Source organism: Streptomyces sp. G-G2 (genome assembly GCF_030063135.1).
GTDB lineage: Bacteria > Actinomycetota > Actinomycetes > Streptomycetales > Streptomycetaceae > Streptomyces.
In genome coordinates this window covers 306726-322128 of sequence record NZ_JASISO010000001.1, presented here as the reverse complement: position 1 = coordinate 322128, position 15403 = coordinate 306726, and the positions used below count along the sequence as shown (strand labels likewise).

Annotated in this window: 10 protein-coding genes and 1 pseudogene; 3 read left to right on the top strand and 8 right to left on the bottom strand. The window is 72.5% G+C overall.

Translation table 11 applies throughout. The annotated features are described in order from the left end of the window. Positions 1–8: 8 nt before the first annotated feature. From QMF80_RS01410 to QMF80_RS01400, 3 genes are all read right to left on the bottom strand, one after another. The gene (locus tag QMF80_RS01410; RefSeq protein ID WP_283448769.1) at positions 9–1898 is read right to left on the bottom strand and encodes an acetolactate synthase large subunit; all 1890 of its coding nucleotides are present in this window, start codon (positions 1896–1898) and stop codon (positions 9–11) included. 204 nt (positions 1899–2102) lie between these two features. After that, positions 2103–5105 (bottom strand): putative bifunctional diguanylate cyclase/phosphodiesterase, encoded by a 3003-nt coding sequence (locus tag QMF80_RS01405; RefSeq protein ID WP_283448768.1) that lies wholly within the window; start codon positions 5103–5105, stop codon positions 2103–2105. Positions 5106–5377: 272 nt separating this feature from the next. Then, a complete protein-coding gene (locus QMF80_RS01400; RefSeq protein ID WP_283448766.1) occupies positions 5378–6325 on the bottom strand; it encodes a 2-hydroxyacid dehydrogenase in 948 nt (315 codons plus the stop codon). 73 nt (positions 6326–6398) lie between these two features. Between QMF80_RS01400 and QMF80_RS01395 the strand changes: the two are divergent. Beyond that, positions 6399–7423 (top strand): annotated as a pseudogene (locus QMF80_RS01395) (aldo/keto reductase). A gap of 307 nt (positions 7424–7730) precedes the next feature. Then, on the top strand, positions 7731–8858 hold the full coding sequence (locus tag QMF80_RS01390) for a PQQ-dependent sugar dehydrogenase (RefSeq protein ID WP_283448835.1): 1128 nt from the start codon (positions 7731–7733) through the stop codon (positions 8856–8858). Positions 8859–8956: 98 nt separating this feature from the next. Here the strand turns inward: QMF80_RS01390 and QMF80_RS01385 are convergent, their stop codons facing one another. The 5 genes from QMF80_RS01385 to QMF80_RS01365 all read right to left on the bottom strand — a co-directional run bounded on the left by QMF80_RS01385 (position 8957) and on the right by QMF80_RS01365 (position 14455). Continuing rightward, complete coding sequence (locus QMF80_RS01385) at positions 8957–11992, bottom strand: helix-turn-helix transcriptional regulator (protein ID WP_283448764.1); 3036 nt, start codon at positions 11990–11992, stop codon at positions 8957–8959. A gap of 80 nt (positions 11993–12072) precedes the next feature. Next, positions 12073–12246 carry a hypothetical protein gene (locus QMF80_RS01380; protein ID WP_283448762.1) on the bottom strand — a complete coding sequence of 58 codons (174 nt, stop codon included), beginning with the start codon at positions 12244–12246 and terminating at the stop codon, positions 12073–12075. A gap of 167 nt (positions 12247–12413) precedes the next feature. Continuing rightward, entirely contained in the window at positions 12414–12998 is a 585-nt protein-coding gene (locus QMF80_RS01375) for a hypothetical protein (protein ID WP_283448760.1), read from the bottom strand. Positions 12999–13155: 157 nt separating this feature from the next. Continuing rightward, on the bottom strand, positions 13156–13710 hold the full coding sequence (locus QMF80_RS01370) for a GNAT family N-acetyltransferase (RefSeq protein WP_283448758.1): 555 nt from the start codon (positions 13708–13710) through the stop codon (positions 13156–13158). Positions 13711–13975: 265 nt separating this feature from the next. Continuing rightward, positions 13976–14455 (bottom strand): cupin domain-containing protein, encoded by a 480-nt coding sequence (locus QMF80_RS01365; protein ID WP_283448756.1) that lies wholly within the window; start codon positions 14453–14455, stop codon positions 13976–13978. Between the two features lie 60 nt (positions 14456–14515). Here QMF80_RS01365 and QMF80_RS01360 point away from each other — a divergent pair, with 60 nt between their 5' ends. Further along, complete coding sequence (locus tag QMF80_RS01360; RefSeq protein WP_283448834.1) at positions 14516–15298, top strand: GNAT family N-acetyltransferase; 783 nt, start codon at positions 14516–14518, stop codon at positions 15296–15298. Positions 15299–15403: the final 105 nt, after the last annotated feature.

Genomic DNA, 15403 nt, shown 5'->3' with positions numbered 1-15403 from the left:
CTCTTCGCTCAGTCGTCTTCGTTGTCGCCGAAGTCGGGACGGACGCCCCGGGCGGCCTGGACCTCGTCGTTGGAGGTGCCTGCGGCGACCATGGGCCACACCATCGCGTCCTCGTGGACGATGAAGTCGACGACCACGGTACGGTCGTTGATCGCGTTGGCCTCGGCGATGACCCTGTCCAGGTCGGCCGGGTCCTCGCAGCGCAGCGCCACGCAGCCCATGGCCTCGGCCAGCTTGACGAAGTCCGGGACGCGGGTGCCCTTGCGGGGGGCGCTGGACTCGCCGAGCTGGGAGCCGACCGCGGTGCCCTGGCCGGTCTCGTCGGCGTGCAGGACGGTGTTGGAGTACCGCTGGTTGTAGAACAGGGTCTGCCACTGGCGGACCATGCCCAGCGCACCGTTGTTGATGATCGCGACCTTGATCGGGATGTTGTTCAGCGCGCAGGTGACCAGTTCCTGATTGGTCATCTGGAAGCAGCCGTCGCCGTCGATCGCCCAGACCGTGCGCTCCGGCATGCCGACCTTGGCGCCCATCGCGGCCGGGACCGCGTAGCCCATGGTTCCGGCGCCGCCGGAGTTCAGCCAGGTGCGGGGCTCCTCGTAGTTGACGAAGTGCGAGGCCCACATCTGGTGCTGGCCCACGCCCGCGGCGTAGATGGTGCTCTTGGGCGCCAGCTGACCGATCCGCTCGATGACCTGCTGCGGCGAGAGCATGCCGTCCTCGGGCAGGTCGTAGCCCAGCGGGTAGGTGTCGCGCCAGCGGTTGAGGTCCTTCCACCAGGCGCTGTAGTCGCCCGCGTGGCCCTCGGTGTGCTCGGCCTGGACGGCCTGGACCAGGTCGGCGATGACCTCGCGGGCGTCGCCCACGATCGGGACGTCGACGACGCGGTTCTTGCCGATCTCGGCCGGGTCGATGTCCGCGTGGATGACCTTCGCGAAGGGGGCGAAGCTGTCCAGCTTGCCGGTGACGCGGTCGTCGAAGCGGGTGCCGAGGGCGATCAGCAGGTCCGACTTCTGCAGGGCGGTGACCGCGGTGACGGCGCCGTGCATACCGGGCATGCCCACGTGCAGCGGGTGGCTGTCGGGGAAGGAGCCGAGCGCCATCAGGGTGGTGGTGACCGGGACGCCGGTCAGCTCGGCGAGGACCTTCAGCTCGGCGCTCGCGCCGGACTTCATGATGCCGCCGCCGACGTACAGGACCGGGCGCTTGGCCTGGCAGATGAGCTTGGCGGCCTCGCGGATCTGCTTGGCGTGCGGCTTGGTGACCGGCCGGTAGCCGGGGAGGTTCTGGGTGGGCGGCCAGCTAAAGGTGGTCTTCGACTGGAGGGCGTCCTTGGCGATGTCGACCAGGACCGGGCCGGGGCGGCCGGTGGAGGCGATGTGGAACGCCTCGGCGATCGTCCGCGGGATGTCCTCGGCCCTGGTGACCAGGAAGTTGTGCTTCGTGATCGGCATGGTGATGCCGACGATGTCCGCCTCCTGGAAGGCGTCGGTGCCGATCGCCTTGGAGGAGACCTGCCCGGTGATCGCGACGAGCGGCACGGAGTCCATGTGCGCGTCGGCGATCGGGGTGACGAGGTTGGTGGCGCCCGGGCCGGAGGTGGCCATGCACACGCCGACCTTGCCGGTGGCCTGCGCGTACCCGGTGGCGGCGTGCCCGGCGCCCTGCTCGTGGCGGACCAGGATGTGACGGACCTTCTTGCTGTCCATCATCGGGTCGTACGCGGGGAGGATGGCGCCGCCCGGGATCCCGAAGACGGTGTCGCACCCCACCTCTTCGAGAGAGCGGATGAGGGACTGCGCACCCGTGACGTGCTCAACTGCGGCGGTGTGGGATCCGCCGTTACGGGCCCGCGGCTGCGGATGGTGGGCCCCGGTGGCCTGCTCGGTCATCGGCATTCTCTTCTCGAAGCTGAGGGTTTTTGCGAGGGTTCGGGATGTGCCAGTGCAACAAAAAACCCCTCGTGCCGGGAGGCAAGCGAGGGGAGCGCGTCGGGTGCAGTAAGCGGGGACATGAGTGACCCTGCTTCAGCCGACGCGCTTTCCACGTACGAGAATTCGGGTGCGCATGACACTGACCCTCCCTCCGGCGGGAGGTGGATGTCAAGCGGGTGGGACGGGCGTCTCATTATGTGAGCCCCTACGAACGGCCATCGGAACCCCGGGAGGCCCACCGGCCAAGGCGGGCAGAGCGGCGCCTCCCGGTACAGGGAACGTACCGCGCACGAGCGCGCGGCGCAGCCGGTACTCGTCGAGAGGTCCCGAGAAGGCCATTCCCTGGCCATGGGTGCAGCCCATCGCCCGCAGGGCCATGACCTGCTCGGGGAGATCCACCCCGGCGGCCACCGACTGCATGCCCAGATCGTTTGCGATCCGCAACAGACCTGCGGTGATCTTGTGCAGTCTGGGTGACTCGACGACGCCTTCGACGAGGCCCCGGTCGAGTTTGAGTACGTCGACCGGGAGGCGCCGCAGGGCGCTGATGGCCGCGTAACCGCTGCCGAAACCGTCGAGGGCGATCCGCACGCCGAGCCGCCGCAAGGCCGTCAGGCGCCGCTCCAGCTCGTCGAAGGGCACTCTGGGGTCGCTGTCCGCCAGTTCGATCACCAGCGCACCCGGGGGCAGCCCGTGCCGGGTCAGCGAGGACTCCACGGAGCCGCCGGGCATCGACTTGTCCAGCAGCCGTTGGGCGGTCATCCGCACGGCCACCGGTACGGCGTGTCCGGCCCGGTGGCGTTCGGCGGCCTGGTCCACCGCCTCCGCCAGCAGCCATCGGCCCAGCTCGGCGGTCCGGGTGGCGTCCGGGACGGCCGACGGGGGCGGTCCGGCGGGTCCGCCCGGTCCGGCGGCGCCCTCGCTGCACTCGGCCACCCGGAGGAATTCGGCGGGGGTGAAGAGGATCCCCTGGGCCGAGCGCCAGCGGGCCTGGGCGGCGATGGCGGTGACCTCGCCGCTCACCAGGGACACCACGGGCTGGTGGAGCAGGGCGAACTCGCCTTCGTGGAGCGCGGTGCGCAGCCGACCGGCCAGCTCGGCCTTGCGGACCACTTCGGCCTGCATCTGGGGGGCGTAGAGCTCCACCCGGTTCTTGCCGCCCGCCTTGGCCCGGTACATCGCGAGATCCGCGTTGCGCATCAGGTCCGAAGGGGTGATGCCGGGGTCGGCGAAGGCCACCCCGATGCTGGCGGCGACCCGGACCTCGGTGCCCGCGATCCGGTAGGGCTGGGAGAGGGTGGTGCGCAGCCGGTCGGCGATCTCGTGCACCTGGTACTCGCGGGCGGACCGGTCCCGGCTGCCGTCGCCGAGGATCAGCGCGGCGAACTCGTCGCCGCCGAGCCGGGCGGCGGTGTCCCCGGCGCGGACGGAGTCCTGCAGGCGGTGGGCGGCCTCGGCGAGGAGTTCGTCGCCCGCCTGGTGGCCGATGGTGTCGTTGACCGCTTTGAAGCCGTCGAGGTCGATGAAGAGCACGGCGGTGCTGTGGTCCCCCGCCCGGCGGCCGGTGAGGGCCTGGCGGACCCGGCGGGTGAACAGGGCCCGGTTGGGCAGGTCGGTCAGCGGGTCGTGCTCGGCGCTGTGCTGGAGCTGGGCCTGGAGACGGACCCGTTCGGTGACGTCCCGGCTGTTGAGGATGAGTCCGCCCTGGTGGCGGTTGACGGTGGACTCCACGTTGAGCCACTCGCCGCCGCCGGACTTGAAGCGGCATTCGATGCGGGTGGTGGGCTCCTCGGCGGAGGGCGCCGCCAGGAAGCGGCGCACCTCGTGGACCACCCGGCCGAGGTCCTCGGGATGGATCAGGTGGGACAGCTCGGTGCCGATCAGCTCCTCGGCCTCGCGGCCGTAGACCCCGGCGGCGGCGGGGCTGACGTAGCGCAGCATGCCGGTGGGTGCGGCGATCATGATGACGTCGCTGGAGCCCTGGACCAGGGAGCGGAAGTGGTTCTCCTTCTGGGCCAGTTCCTGGGTCAGGGCGATGTTGTCGAGGAGCATGATGCCCTGGCGGATGACGAGGGCGAGGACGACGGTGCATCCGGTGAAGACGACCATGCGGTCGACCTTCCGGCCCTCGATCACGTTGTAGAGGATGCCGAGGGTGCACACGGCGGCGGCGAGGTACGGGGTCAGCGCGGGCAGCGAGCCGGTGATGGGGCGGCTGACGGGCCGGACCTCGCGCGCGTGCGCGGAGAGCAGCTCGCTGCCGCCGCGCACGGTGCCGCGGTGGGCGGCGCCCCCGCGGCGCGCCTTCCGGCCGCGTGGACGGCGTACGGCCGGGGCCCGCCGGGGGGGCTCGGGCTCGGGGTGGATGCGCCGGGCGCCCCAGGGCGCGTACGCCAGGAGCAGGGAACCGGCGAACCAGCCCGCGTCGAGCAGTTGCCCGGACTGGTAGCGGGCGCTCAGCAGCGGCGAGGTGAAGAGGGCGTCGCTGAGGACGGTGAGGGCGAGGGCCGCGATGGCGGTGTTGACGGCCGAGCGGTTGGTCACGGAGCGCCGGAAGTGCAGGACCAGCACTATCGAGACGAGCGCGATGTCCAGCAGCGGGTAGGCCAGGGACAGTGCGGCGCGGGCGACGCTGCCGGGAGCACCGGACTGGGCGGTGCGGGCGGCGTGCGCGAGGGCCAGGCTCCACGAGAGGGTGAGCAGCGATCCGGCGATGAGCCAGGAGTCGAGTGCGAGGCAGACCCAGCCGGCCCGGTTGACGGGGCGCTTGGCGAGGACGAGGAGTCCGACGATGGCGGACGGGGCGAAGCAGAGGAAGGCGAAGTCGGCGACGGAGGGCTTCGGGACCTCCTGGCCGAGGAGAACCTCGTACCAGCCCCAGACGAGGTTGCCGACGGCGGCCATGAGCGAGGAGAACGCGAACAGCAGCCAGGCGGGCCGTTCTCGGCGGCCGATGGTCCATGCGTAGTGGTAGCAGGAGACCGCGGCGAGTAATCCGGCGGCGCTGAGGCCGAAGTCGCCCATGAACGCGGCGGCTTCCTTGGAACCCCAGCCGACGGCGGCGCCTACGGCGTAACCGGCGCTGATCACGGCGAGGAGGAGCTGCGCCGCCAGGCCCTTGCCCCCACCGGCCGCCGGGGTCCGGGCCAGGAGGGCTCCGGGGGCGCTCACCGGTCCGCCTCGGTGGCTGGTTCCGGTGCGTAGCGTCGTCGCTTCCGGCGGCTGTGCCGCGCCGGATCCTTCGTCCATTGGCCGTACATCGCCCGTCGCCCCCCAAAGTGTCCGATCACTCCCAGCGCCGGATGTTTTCGGCGCAGCCCCTTGGTCCGGACGATACACCACTTTGGTCACTCAGGGACATAGTTTCTCTACTCTCCGTCACCATGCGGGAGTTGTCGCCACGGGGTGCGGTCGAGTGGCTACGGACGGTGCGCGCGCCGCGTTCAGTCCGTGACCAACACCGTATTGGCGAGGGGCTCTCCAGCGGCGTAGGCGGTGAGCTGGCGGGCCAGAAGTCGCTTGGCCCGCGGCTCGAACGCCGAGCTGCTGCCCCCGACATGGGGGGTGATCAGGACATTCGGAGCATGCCAGAGCGGATGCCCCTGGGGCAGCGGTTCGGGATCGGTGACGTCGAGCGCGGCGCGCAGCCGCCCCGACTCCACCTCCGCGAGCAGGGACTTGGTGTCGACGACCGGCCCGCGGGCGACGTTGACCAGCAGGGCGCCGTCCTTCATCCGCGCGAGGAACTCCGCTCCGGCCAGGCCCCGGGTGTCCTCGGTGAGCGGGGTGGAAAGGATCACCACGTCGGCCCGGGGCAGCAGCCCGGGGAGATCGGCGAGCGCGTGCACGGGGCCGCGCGCGGTGGTGCGAGCCGAGCGGGCGACGCGGGTGACGGGGCCGCACTCGAAGGCCGCGAGCCGGTCCTCGATGGCGGCGCCGATGGACCCGTAGCCGACGATGAGCACGGACTTGTCGGCGAGGGCGTCGTAGAACCCGAAGCGCCATTCCTCCCGGTCCTGGCCGCGGACCATGCCGGGGATCCCGCGCAGGGAGGCGAGGGTGAGGGTGAGCGCGAGTTCGGCGGTGCTGGTCTCGTGGACGCCCCGCGCGTTGCAGAGGCTGACGCCGGGCGGCAGGTCGGCGAGGCCGCCGAGGACGTGGTCGATGCCCGCGGTCAGGGTCTGTACGGCGCGCAGCCGCGGCATGTGCGCGAGCGGGCGCAGGGTGACGGCCGGGGACTTCATGTAGGGGGTGACGTAGAAGACGCAGTCGGCGGGATCCGCCGGGAACTCCTCCTCGCCGTCCCAGTGCCGGTAGCGCAGGGAGGCGGGCAGCCCCTCGATCTCTTCGGCGGGGAAGGGCAGCCAGACGTCCGGGTTCGTTGAAGTCATGATCGCGAGGCTATGCGAAGGGATCCGGAGCGAGCCGTTAGTTTGAGTGCCGGAGCGGGAGGGGGACGTGGGAGTGGAGCGCAGGTCGATCGGGGCGTCGGCATTGACGGTGGGCGCCATCGGGCTCGGGTGCATGCCGATGAGCTGGGGGTACGCCGCCTCGGGGCGCCAGAGCGCCGAATCCCTGCGGACGATGCACACGGCGCTCGATCTGGGCGCGAACCTCCTGGACACGGCGGACATCTACGGGCCCTACACCAACGAGCTGCTGGTGGGGCGGGTGCTCAGGGAGCGCCGGGCCGATGCTTTCGTGTCGGCGAAGGTCGGGCTGCGGACGGGTGACCAGCACGTGGTGGCCGACGGGCGGCCGGGGTACGTGCGACGGGCCTGCGACGCCTCGTTGCGGCGGCTGCGGACCGATGTCATAGACCTCTACCAGCTGCACCGGGTGGACCCGGACGTTCCGGTGGAGGAGACCTGGGGGGCGATGGCGGAGCTGGTGGGCGCGGGGAAGGTGCGCGCCCTGGGGTACTGCGCGCTCGGCGCGGGCGCGGGTCCCGGGGCGGGGCGGGGCGGGGCGGGGACCGGGAGTACACGGTGACCCTGCGGCACCTGGAGCGGGCCCAGCAGGTGTTCCCGGTGAGCGCGGTGCAGGCGGAGCTGTCCATGTGGTCGCCGCAGGCGGCCTGGCAGCTGCTGCCGTGGTGCCGGACCCGGGGGGTGGGGCTGCTGGCCGCGATGCCGGTGGGCAGCGGGTTCCTGACCGGGACGCTGACGCCGGGGCAGGGGTTCGAGGAGGCGGACGCGCGGGCCCGGCACCCGCGGTTCACGGCGGACGCGATGGCGGCGAACCAGGTGCTGCTGGCGGGGCTGCGGCGGATAGCGCGGCGGCACGAGGGGCCGGGCGGGGACCCGGCGACGGTGGCCCAGGTGGCGCTGGCGTGGGTGCTGGCGCAGGGGCCGCAGGTGGTGCCGGTGCCGGGGGCCGAGCGGGCGTGCTGGGCGGCGGAGAACGCGGGGGCGGCGGAGGTGCGGCTGACGGCTCGGGACCTGGCGGAGGTCGCGGGGCTGCCGGTGGCGGTGGGTGCCTGGGACTGAAACCGGCCCCCTTCCCCGTCCGGGGTCCGTTCATCCCCACTCGATCGGGTGTACGAGGGGGCGGAACTTCGCGAACGGCCGGGGCTGTTGAGACCTGTGAAGGGCAGGATCGACAGGACCGGCTGGGTCGGCAGGGTCCGCGGTATCGGTGGAAGGGAGCGGGACGATGGGCGCAGGAGCGGTGCGGGCAGAAGCGGTCCGGGCAGGAACGGTCCGGGCGGGGGCCGTACGTGCGGGGGCCGGGCGGGCAGGGGCCGGGCGGGGTGTGTGGGCGGCCGTGGCGCTGGCGGGGTGCGGGGCGGTCCTGATGGCGGGGTGCGGCCCGGCGGGCGGGCCCGGATCAGGGCCGTCGGCGGGTTCCGCGCCACCGGGGCAGGGGTCGGCGAGCCAGGCGGGGGGAGGGTCGCCCGCCCCCGGGGCGTCGGCCTCGCTGCCCCCCGCGAAGGGGGCGGTGACGGTGTCCGGCGAGGTGGCCAAGGGGCTCCAGTCTCCGTGGGGCGTGGCCGTGCTGCCGGACGGGGACCTGCTGGTCGCCTCACGGGACAAGGGGACCATCACCCGGGTCAAGGCGACGACGGGCGAGCTGACGGAGATCGGCAAGGTCTCCGGGGTGGCTCCGGGCGGCGAGGGCGGGCTGCTCGGTCTGGCCCTGTCCCCCTCCTACGCCTCGGACCGGCTGGTCTACGTGTACTTCACGACGGAGTCCGACAACCGGATCGCCCGGCTCAGGTATGACGAGCAGAGACAGTCCGGTCAGCAACTGGGAGCCCCGGACACGGTGTTCCGGGGCATCCCGAAGGGTCACGTGCACAACGGCGGCCGGATCGCCTTCGGCCCGGACAAGATGCTCTACGCGGGGACGGGCGAGACCGGGGAGACCGGCCTCGCGCAGGACAAGAAGTCCCTCGGCGGCAAGATCCTGCGGATGACCCCGGACGGGCAGCCGGTGCACGGCAATCCCGAGGCGGATTCCGTCGTCTACTCCTCCGGCCACCGCAATGTGCAGGGGCTCGCCTGGGACAAGGAGAACCGGCTGTGGGCCTCGGAGTTCGGCCAGGACACCTGGGACGAGCTGAATCTGATCCAGCCCGGCGGGAACTACGGCTGGCCGGAGGCCGAGGGCAGGGCGGGCAAGCCCGGGTTCATCGATCCGGTGGCCCAGTGGAAGACCGACGACGCCTCACCGAGCGGGATCGCCTTCGCCCAGGGGTCGATCTGGATGGCCGGGCTGAAGGGGGCCAGGCTCTGGCGGATCCCGCTGGACGGTGCGAAACCCCTGGCGGAGCCGGAGGCCTTCCTGCAGGGGACGTACGGGCGGCTGCGGACGGTGATCGCGCTGGGCGGGGACAAGCTGCTGCTGGTCACGAGCGAGACGGACGGACGGGGGACGCCGGAGGCCGGGGACGACCGGGTCCTGCGCCTGACCGTCCGGTGACCCGGTCCCGCCGGTCCGCCACTGTCGGGCGGGACGGCGGGCGGCGGGGCGGACGCTCCGTGGAGAGGGGGAGGTCACGGGTCAGGGGTCAGGAGGGGTCAGGAGGGGAGCGTGGTGAAAAGGCGGAGCCGGTGGGCGAGGGCGGCGGCCTCGCCGCGGCCCGCGACGCCGAGCTTGGCCAGGATGTTCGAGACGTGGACGCTGGCCGTCTTCGGGGAGATGAAGAGTTCCTCGGCTATCTGACGGTTGGTGCGGCCCGCCGCGACCAGGCGCAGTACGTCGCGTTCGCGGCTGGTCAGGCCCAGGCTCTCCGCCGGGTCCGCGTCCGGCCCGGCGGGAGCCGGGGCGGCGGCCTCGTCGGGGGCGGTGAGCTGGAGGCGGCCGCGCCGGGCGAGCAGGGCCAGGTCCTCGCGGAGTCGGCGTGAGCCCAGGCGCTCGGCGGTCGTGTGGGCCGCGCGGACCAGGGTGGCGGCGCGTTCCCGGTCGCCGCCCGTGGCCAGCAGGGACTCGGCGAGCCGGTGGCGGGCCCGGGCCAGCAGGTACGGGCGGTCCAGCGGCCGGATCGCGGCCTCCAGCGCGGTCCAGCCGGCCGGGGTGTCGGCGTCCTCGGCGCGCAGCAGTTCGGCGCGGACGAAGTCGGCGTGGGCGGCCCACACCGGCACCGGGGCGGCCAGGGCGAGCGCCGCCGTGCGCAGGGCCGCCACGGCGGCGGCGTGGCCCTCGGCGGCGGCCGGGAGGCCGCGGGCGTCGGCTTCGGCGGAGGCCGCGGCGAGCAGCAGCGGCCAGGCGTAGCGGTGGTGGCCGAGCGGGAAGCCGTGGGCCGTCGCCTCGGAGACCTCCGTGCGGACGTCGGCTATCCGGCCCTCCCCCGCGGCCACGCCGACCGCCAGGCGGTACAGCGGGATGCGGTGCTGGGGCTGGGTGTCGTGGGTGCCGAAGTGGTCGTGGGCGGCGGCGAGCTGGTGGGCGGCCTCGGTCAGTTCGCCGCGGGCCAGGGCGAGGTAGGACAGGCGTGCCGAGGCGGAGCCGCGGGGAGCGGCGCTCTGGCTGACGCGCAGGGTCCGCTTGGCCGCGGCGGCGGCCTCCTCCCAGCGGCCCAGGCTGTACAGGCTCTCCGCCATGTTGCCGCAGACCCAGGCTTCGGAGTCCAGGAGGCGGGAGGCGCCGACGAGTTGGAGTCCCTCCTCCGCCAGCTCCACCGCGTCCTGTGAGCGGCCCATGTTCTCCAGTTGAGAGGTGAGGTTGATATGCGCACGACCGGCGAGCATGACCAGGCCGAGTTCGGTGGCCCGGTCCTTGACCTCGTACATGAGGGCGAGGCCGCCCTCCACGTCTCCCGCGTCGGTGAGCAGGGAGCCCAGGGTGATCCGCGCGTGCAGCTCGACTTCCTGGGCGCCGACCATCCGCGCGTATTCGACGGCGCGTTCGGCGGCGGCCATGTTGTCGAGGCCGGGGTTGTGCAGCATGCCCCAGCCCGCCGCCCGGGAGAGCACTTCGGCGTGCACGTGGGACGGGGGCAGCCCCTGGACGAGTTCCTGGGCGGTGCTGAGTTCGGTCCAGCCGTCGCCGCGGCCCAGGCTGGAGATCAGCTTGGAGCGTTCCGTCCAGAACCAGGCGGCGCGCAGCGGGTCCTCCTCGTCCTCCAGCATCCGCAGCGCCATTTTGGTCATCTTCAGGGCTCGTTCGCGTTCACCGCCGAAGCGGGCCGCGACGGTGGCCTCGGCCAGCAGGTCGAGGCGGCGCAGCGGGGTGGTTTCGGGATCGCAGCCGCACGGCGGGTACACCTCGGTGTAGTCCGCCGGGCGCAGCGCCTGGCGCACTTCCTCCGGGGCGCTCTCCCACAGGTCGATGGCCCGGTCGAGCAGGCTGAGCTGCTCGGAGTAGGCGTGCCGGTGGCGGGCGGCGACGGAGGCCGCGAGGACCGCCGGGAGGGCTTTGGCCGCGTCGTTGGCGTAGAACCAGTAGCTGGCGATCCGGATGGTCCGCTCCCCGGCGCGGACGAGGCTGTCGTCGGCCTCCATGGCCTGCGCGTAGCGGCGGTTGACCCGGGAGCGCTCGCCGGGCAGCAGGTCGTCGCTGACGGCCTCGCGGACCAGGGAGTGCCGGAAGCGGTAGCCGTCGCCGTCGGGGGTGGCGAGGAGGATGTTGGCGCTGACGGCCGCGCGCAGTGCTTCGAGCAGTTCGTCCTCGGTGAGCCGGGTGACGGCGAGGAGCAGGTCGTACTCGACGGTGGAGCCGCCCTCCGCGACGATGCGCACCACCCGCTGGGCGGCCTCGGGCAGTACCTCGACGCGGACGAGCAGCAGGTCGCGCAGCGACTCGGTGAGTCCGGTGCGGCAGCCGCTCGCGTGGGAGGCGACGAGCTCCTCGACGAAGAAGGCGTTGCCGTCGGAGCGGTCGAAGACGGAGCTGACGAGGGTTTCCTCGGGTCGGGAGGCCAGGATCCCGGCGAGCTGTCGGCTTACTTCCGCGCGGTTGAAGCGGGCGAGTTCGATCCGCTGGACGGTGCGCAGGCGGTCGAGTTCGGCGAGGAAGGGGCGCAGCGGGTGGCGTCGGTGCACGTCGTCGGCGCGGTAGGTGGCGACGACCACGAGGCGCCCGGCGGCGAGGCTGCGGAAGAGGTAGGACAGCAGGTGCCGGGTGGAGGTGTCCGACCAGTGCAGGTCTTCCAGGACGAGCACGATGGTGCGGTCGGCGGCGAGCCGCTCCAGCAGGCGGACCGTGAGCTCGAACAGCCGGGCGGTGCTCTCCTCGTCGTGGGGTCCCCGGGGGGTCTCGCCGAGTTCGGGCAGGATCCGGGCGAGTTCGTCCTCCTGGCCCGCGGCCGCGGCGATCAGCTCGTCGGGGAGCTGGCGGCGCAGGCTGCGCAGGGCAGCGGAAAAGGGGGCGAAGGGAAGGCCCTCCGCCCCTATCTCCACACAGCCTCCGACGGCCACGACGGCGCCCCGCCGGTCCGCCGCGCAGAGGAACTCCTCGGTGAGGCGGGTCTTGCCGACTCCGGCCTCTCCCGCGATGAGGAGTGCCTGGGGTTCCTGCCCGTCGGCGCGGTTCAGCGCGTCGACGAGTACGGCCAGTTCATCGGCGCGGCCGACGAACACCGGGCTGACAGATCTGGTTTCCACGCCGCCGAGCATCGCACAGCGGTCCTGGACACCGGCACTGGAAATCGGTGCGCTTCTCATCACGTGTCAGACCACGTGCTGAACGGCGCGGGTCACGCGGCCGGGGTGAAGCGGCTCCGGTTCCCTCTCACCGTCCCCTCCGATGTCTTGCGCAGGGAGAAGCCGCGGCGGGTGGCGCGGTCCGCGCCCTGCAGCGACCGGCGGTACTCGGCGGCCTCGCGGAGGAGGTCTTCGCGGTGGGTGTTGTTGATCTCGTATACGAACATCTCGTACTCCCTGGTTTCGTTTCTCGGACACCTTGTTCGGTGTGTTCCAAGAATCTCGTCCCAGGGGGTACGGGGACATCGGGCGCATGCCGCATCTCGGCGGCCCCGAGGGCCTTAGGCGGGGCCCGGAGTCCTGCGGTCCGCCCTAAGGCGGGGCAGCCGGACGCTTAGGCGGCGGCCTTGGGCAGCGGGAAGAGGACGTCGAAGTACATCAGGCCGAAGATCAGCACGCCGACGAGGCCGAGGGCGACGGCGGCCCAGGAGACGGCCTTGACCCAGTTCGGGTTGACCCGGCCGGGGGCGCCGAAGGCGGGGCCGACCAGCACGAACATGCCGATGAGGAGGGCGATCGTGGAGAAGACGCCGTTGACGAGGGCGGTCATGTGCCAGCCGTCGCTGTACAGCGCGTTGATCTTCTGTTCCGTCGAGGTGGCGTTGACGGAGTCGATCTGGCCGATCAGGCCCTGGCGCTCGGAGATCACCCGGGAGACCCAGGTGCCGCTGAGCGCGATCAGGGAGAGACCGGCGCCCGCGATGGCGGCGGCGGCGGCGAGGACACCGGTGGGCCGCTCCTCGGTCTCCTGGTCCAGCAGGTCCCCGGAGTCCTCCCCGTCCTCGCCCTCCGGCTCGCCCACCAGGTCCGCGATGTCGGTGACCGCGTCGTCTGCGGCCGGGGCCGGGGCGGTGGCGTCTGCGGGGTCGGTGGCGCCCGGCTCGGGCGCGTTCTTGGCGGAGGTCTTCGTGGTGTCCATGCGGGGCACGGTAGGCGGCCTATCTGAGAGGTTCCTGAGAGCCGCGCGGCGCCTCGGCCGTGATCTGCCGCGGCTCCGGGCGGGCCGGGGACCGCGGTCGGCCGGGGCGGGCGGGCCGGACCCGCCGCGGTCCCCGGCCGCACCCGCGGGGGAGGGCTCAGACGGTGGGCGCGGCGGGCCATTCGTGGACCAGGACGGCCCAGATCTCGGTGCTCCGCAGGGCGCCCCGGTGCCGGTAGTTCTCGCGCAGGACGCCTTCGCGGGTCAGGCCCAGGCGTTCGGCGACGGCGAGGCTCTTGGTGTTGAGCGCGGAGGCGCGCCATTCCACCCGGTGCATGCCGCGGTCGTGGAAGGCGTGGTCGATCAGGATCCGGCAGGCCGTGGTGACCAGACCGCGTCCGGCGGCGGCGGGCTCCAGCCAGCAGCCGATCTCACAATTGCCCGTGTCCGCTTCGAAGATCCGGTAGAGGACGCCGCCGACGAGGACGCCGTCGACCCGGATGCCGTAGAGCCTGCCGCCGTCGACGGCCGTCCGCTGGGCATAGGTGTTCAGCAGGGTGCGCGCCGACTCCAGGTCGGCGGCGGCGTCGGCGAAGCCGATGTGCTCGCCGATGAACTCCCGGCCGCGGTCGATGTGGGCGAAGAACTCCTCGGCGTGCCGGGGTTCCAGGGGGAACAGCTGGGCGTCGTCGGCCAGGTCTATCGAGAACATGCGGATCCCTTCGGATTCCTGCGGTGCCGTCTTCTTGGCCAGAGCAGTACGGCGACGAGCCGGTGCCGTATGCACCAGCGGGCGCTTGCTGCCAACGAACGTGCTCCCTGGTGGATCGGATCCTTGCCGGTCGCCGGGGAGCAGCTTGTCGGAAAGAACGCCTATGCCCGAGGTGGTCTACACCTCCACGATCGCAGCGATTCGTGGTCGTCGGCCCGCTTCGTGTGCGTCGTCACAGGACGCGGGGGTTTACGGGGCGGAGGGCTTACGGGGCGGGCGGCTCGTCCGGCTGGCCGGCCGCATCCGGCGCCCCATCCGCCTGGCCAGCCCGATCCACCCGATCCGCCCGGTAGCCCGGGAGGGAGGGCCAGCGCACGGTGAGGACGACCGTGTCCTCCTCCGCGTACCAGGAATGGTCGACTCCGCGCCCCCAGAGCACGTAGTCCCCCTGCTCGGCGAGGACCACCGTCCGCCCGGGGAACTCCAGCCGGAAGCGTCCGCTGATCAGGACCTGGAGGGCGGTGCGCTGCTCGCCGGTCACCCACCGCGCGCGCTCGTCACCCCGGGGATGCACGCCCCACTTGATCTCCACGTCCGCGCTGTGGCGCGGATCGTCCGCGTCCTTGAAGTGGCCGAGGAGCCAGCCCCGGTCGGCCGCGGCGTCGGGAGCGGCCCTGCCGGTGTGGACGAGCCCGTCGGAGCTCTCGGCGGTGCGGCGGCGGCTGTGATCGGTCCCATCGGTCATGTCCGGAGGCTAATGCACTTGCGCTGGTGACCGGTCGGCTGCTGAGCTGCGTGAATGACGATGGATCTTGACGCAGTGAGAGCCCTTTTCGACGCCGAGGCCCGCCGGGGCGCCCAGTCGGAGGGGGATCAGTCCGTGGTGGAGCGCGCGGGGGCGGTCGTACGACGCGTCTCGCGGGGAGGAGGCTGGAACGGAGTGCTCCACTCGGACCTGGACGAGAGCACCGCGGACGCGCAGATCGCGGCCCAGATCGCGTACTTCGACGGCCTCGGGGTGTCGGAGTTCGAGTGGAAGATGTACGACTACGACGCCCCCGCGGACCTCGGTGAACGGCTGCTCGCCGCCGGTTTCGTGCCGGAGCCGCCGGAGACGCTGATGGTGGCGCGGGTCGCGGACATCGTGGGCGAGGTGAGGGCACCCGAGGGAGTGACCCTGGTGAACGTGACGGACGTCGAGGGCGTGGACCTGATGATGGACGTCCACGCCCAGGCCTTCGGCCAGGACCGGCCGCGCATACGGCACGCGTTGGTCACCCAGGTGACCCGGGCCCCGGAGACGATCCTGGCCGTGGTCGCGATGGCGGGCGGCCAGCCGGTCAGTTCGGCCCGGATGGAGATCACCCCCGGCGCGTCCTTCGCGGGTCTGTGGGGCGGCGGCACGGTTCCCGAGTGGCGCGGCAAGGGCATCTACCGGGCCCTGGTGACCCATCGGGCGCTCGCCGCGGCCGAGTTGGGGATCCCGTACCTCCAGGTGGACGCGTCGAGCGAGAGCCGGCCGATCCTGGAGCGGCTGGGCTTCGGGGTGCTGGGCGTCACGGTGCCGTACGTATGGGTCGGCAAGTAGGGCCCCGCTCCGCGGGCGCCGCGGGCCCGGGCCCCTCGGGCCCGGAGGGTGATGCCCCCGGGCCCGCGGGCGGAACCGCGCCCGGGCCTTTCGCTCCACGCGGCC

Coding starts and splice junctions, on each gene's coding strand:
- QMF80_RS01410 (WP_283448769.1), bottom strand. CDS start 1,898: ATGCCGATGACCGAGCAGGCCACCGGGGCCCACCATCCGCAGCCGCGG.
- QMF80_RS01400 (WP_283448766.1), bottom strand. CDS start 6,325: ATGACTTCAACGAACCCGGACGTCTGGCTGCCCTTCCCCGCCGAAGAG.
- QMF80_RS01390 (WP_283448835.1), top strand. CDS start 7,731: ATGGCGGGGTGCGGCCCGGCGGGCGGGCCCGGATCAGGGCCGTCGGCG.
- QMF80_RS01385 (WP_283448764.1), bottom strand. CDS start 11,992: ATGCTCGGCGGCGTGGAAACCAGATCTGTCAGCCCGGTGTTCGTCGGC.
- QMF80_RS01380 (WP_283448762.1), bottom strand. CDS start 12,246: ATGTTCGTATACGAGATCAACAACACCCACCGCGAAGACCTCCTCCGC.
- QMF80_RS01375 (WP_283448760.1), bottom strand. CDS start 12,998: ATGGACACCACGAAGACCTCCGCCAAGAACGCGCCCGAGCCGGGCGCC.
- QMF80_RS01370 (WP_283448758.1), bottom strand. CDS start 13,710: ATGTTCTCGATAGACCTGGCCGACGACGCCCAGCTGTTCCCCCTGGAA.
- QMF80_RS01365 (WP_283448756.1), bottom strand. CDS start 14,455: ATGACCGATGGGACCGATCACAGCCGCCGCCGCACCGCCGAGAGCTCC.
- QMF80_RS01360 (WP_283448834.1), top strand. CDS start 14,516: ATGGATCTTGACGCAGTGAGAGCCCTTTTCGACGCCGAGGCCCGCCGG.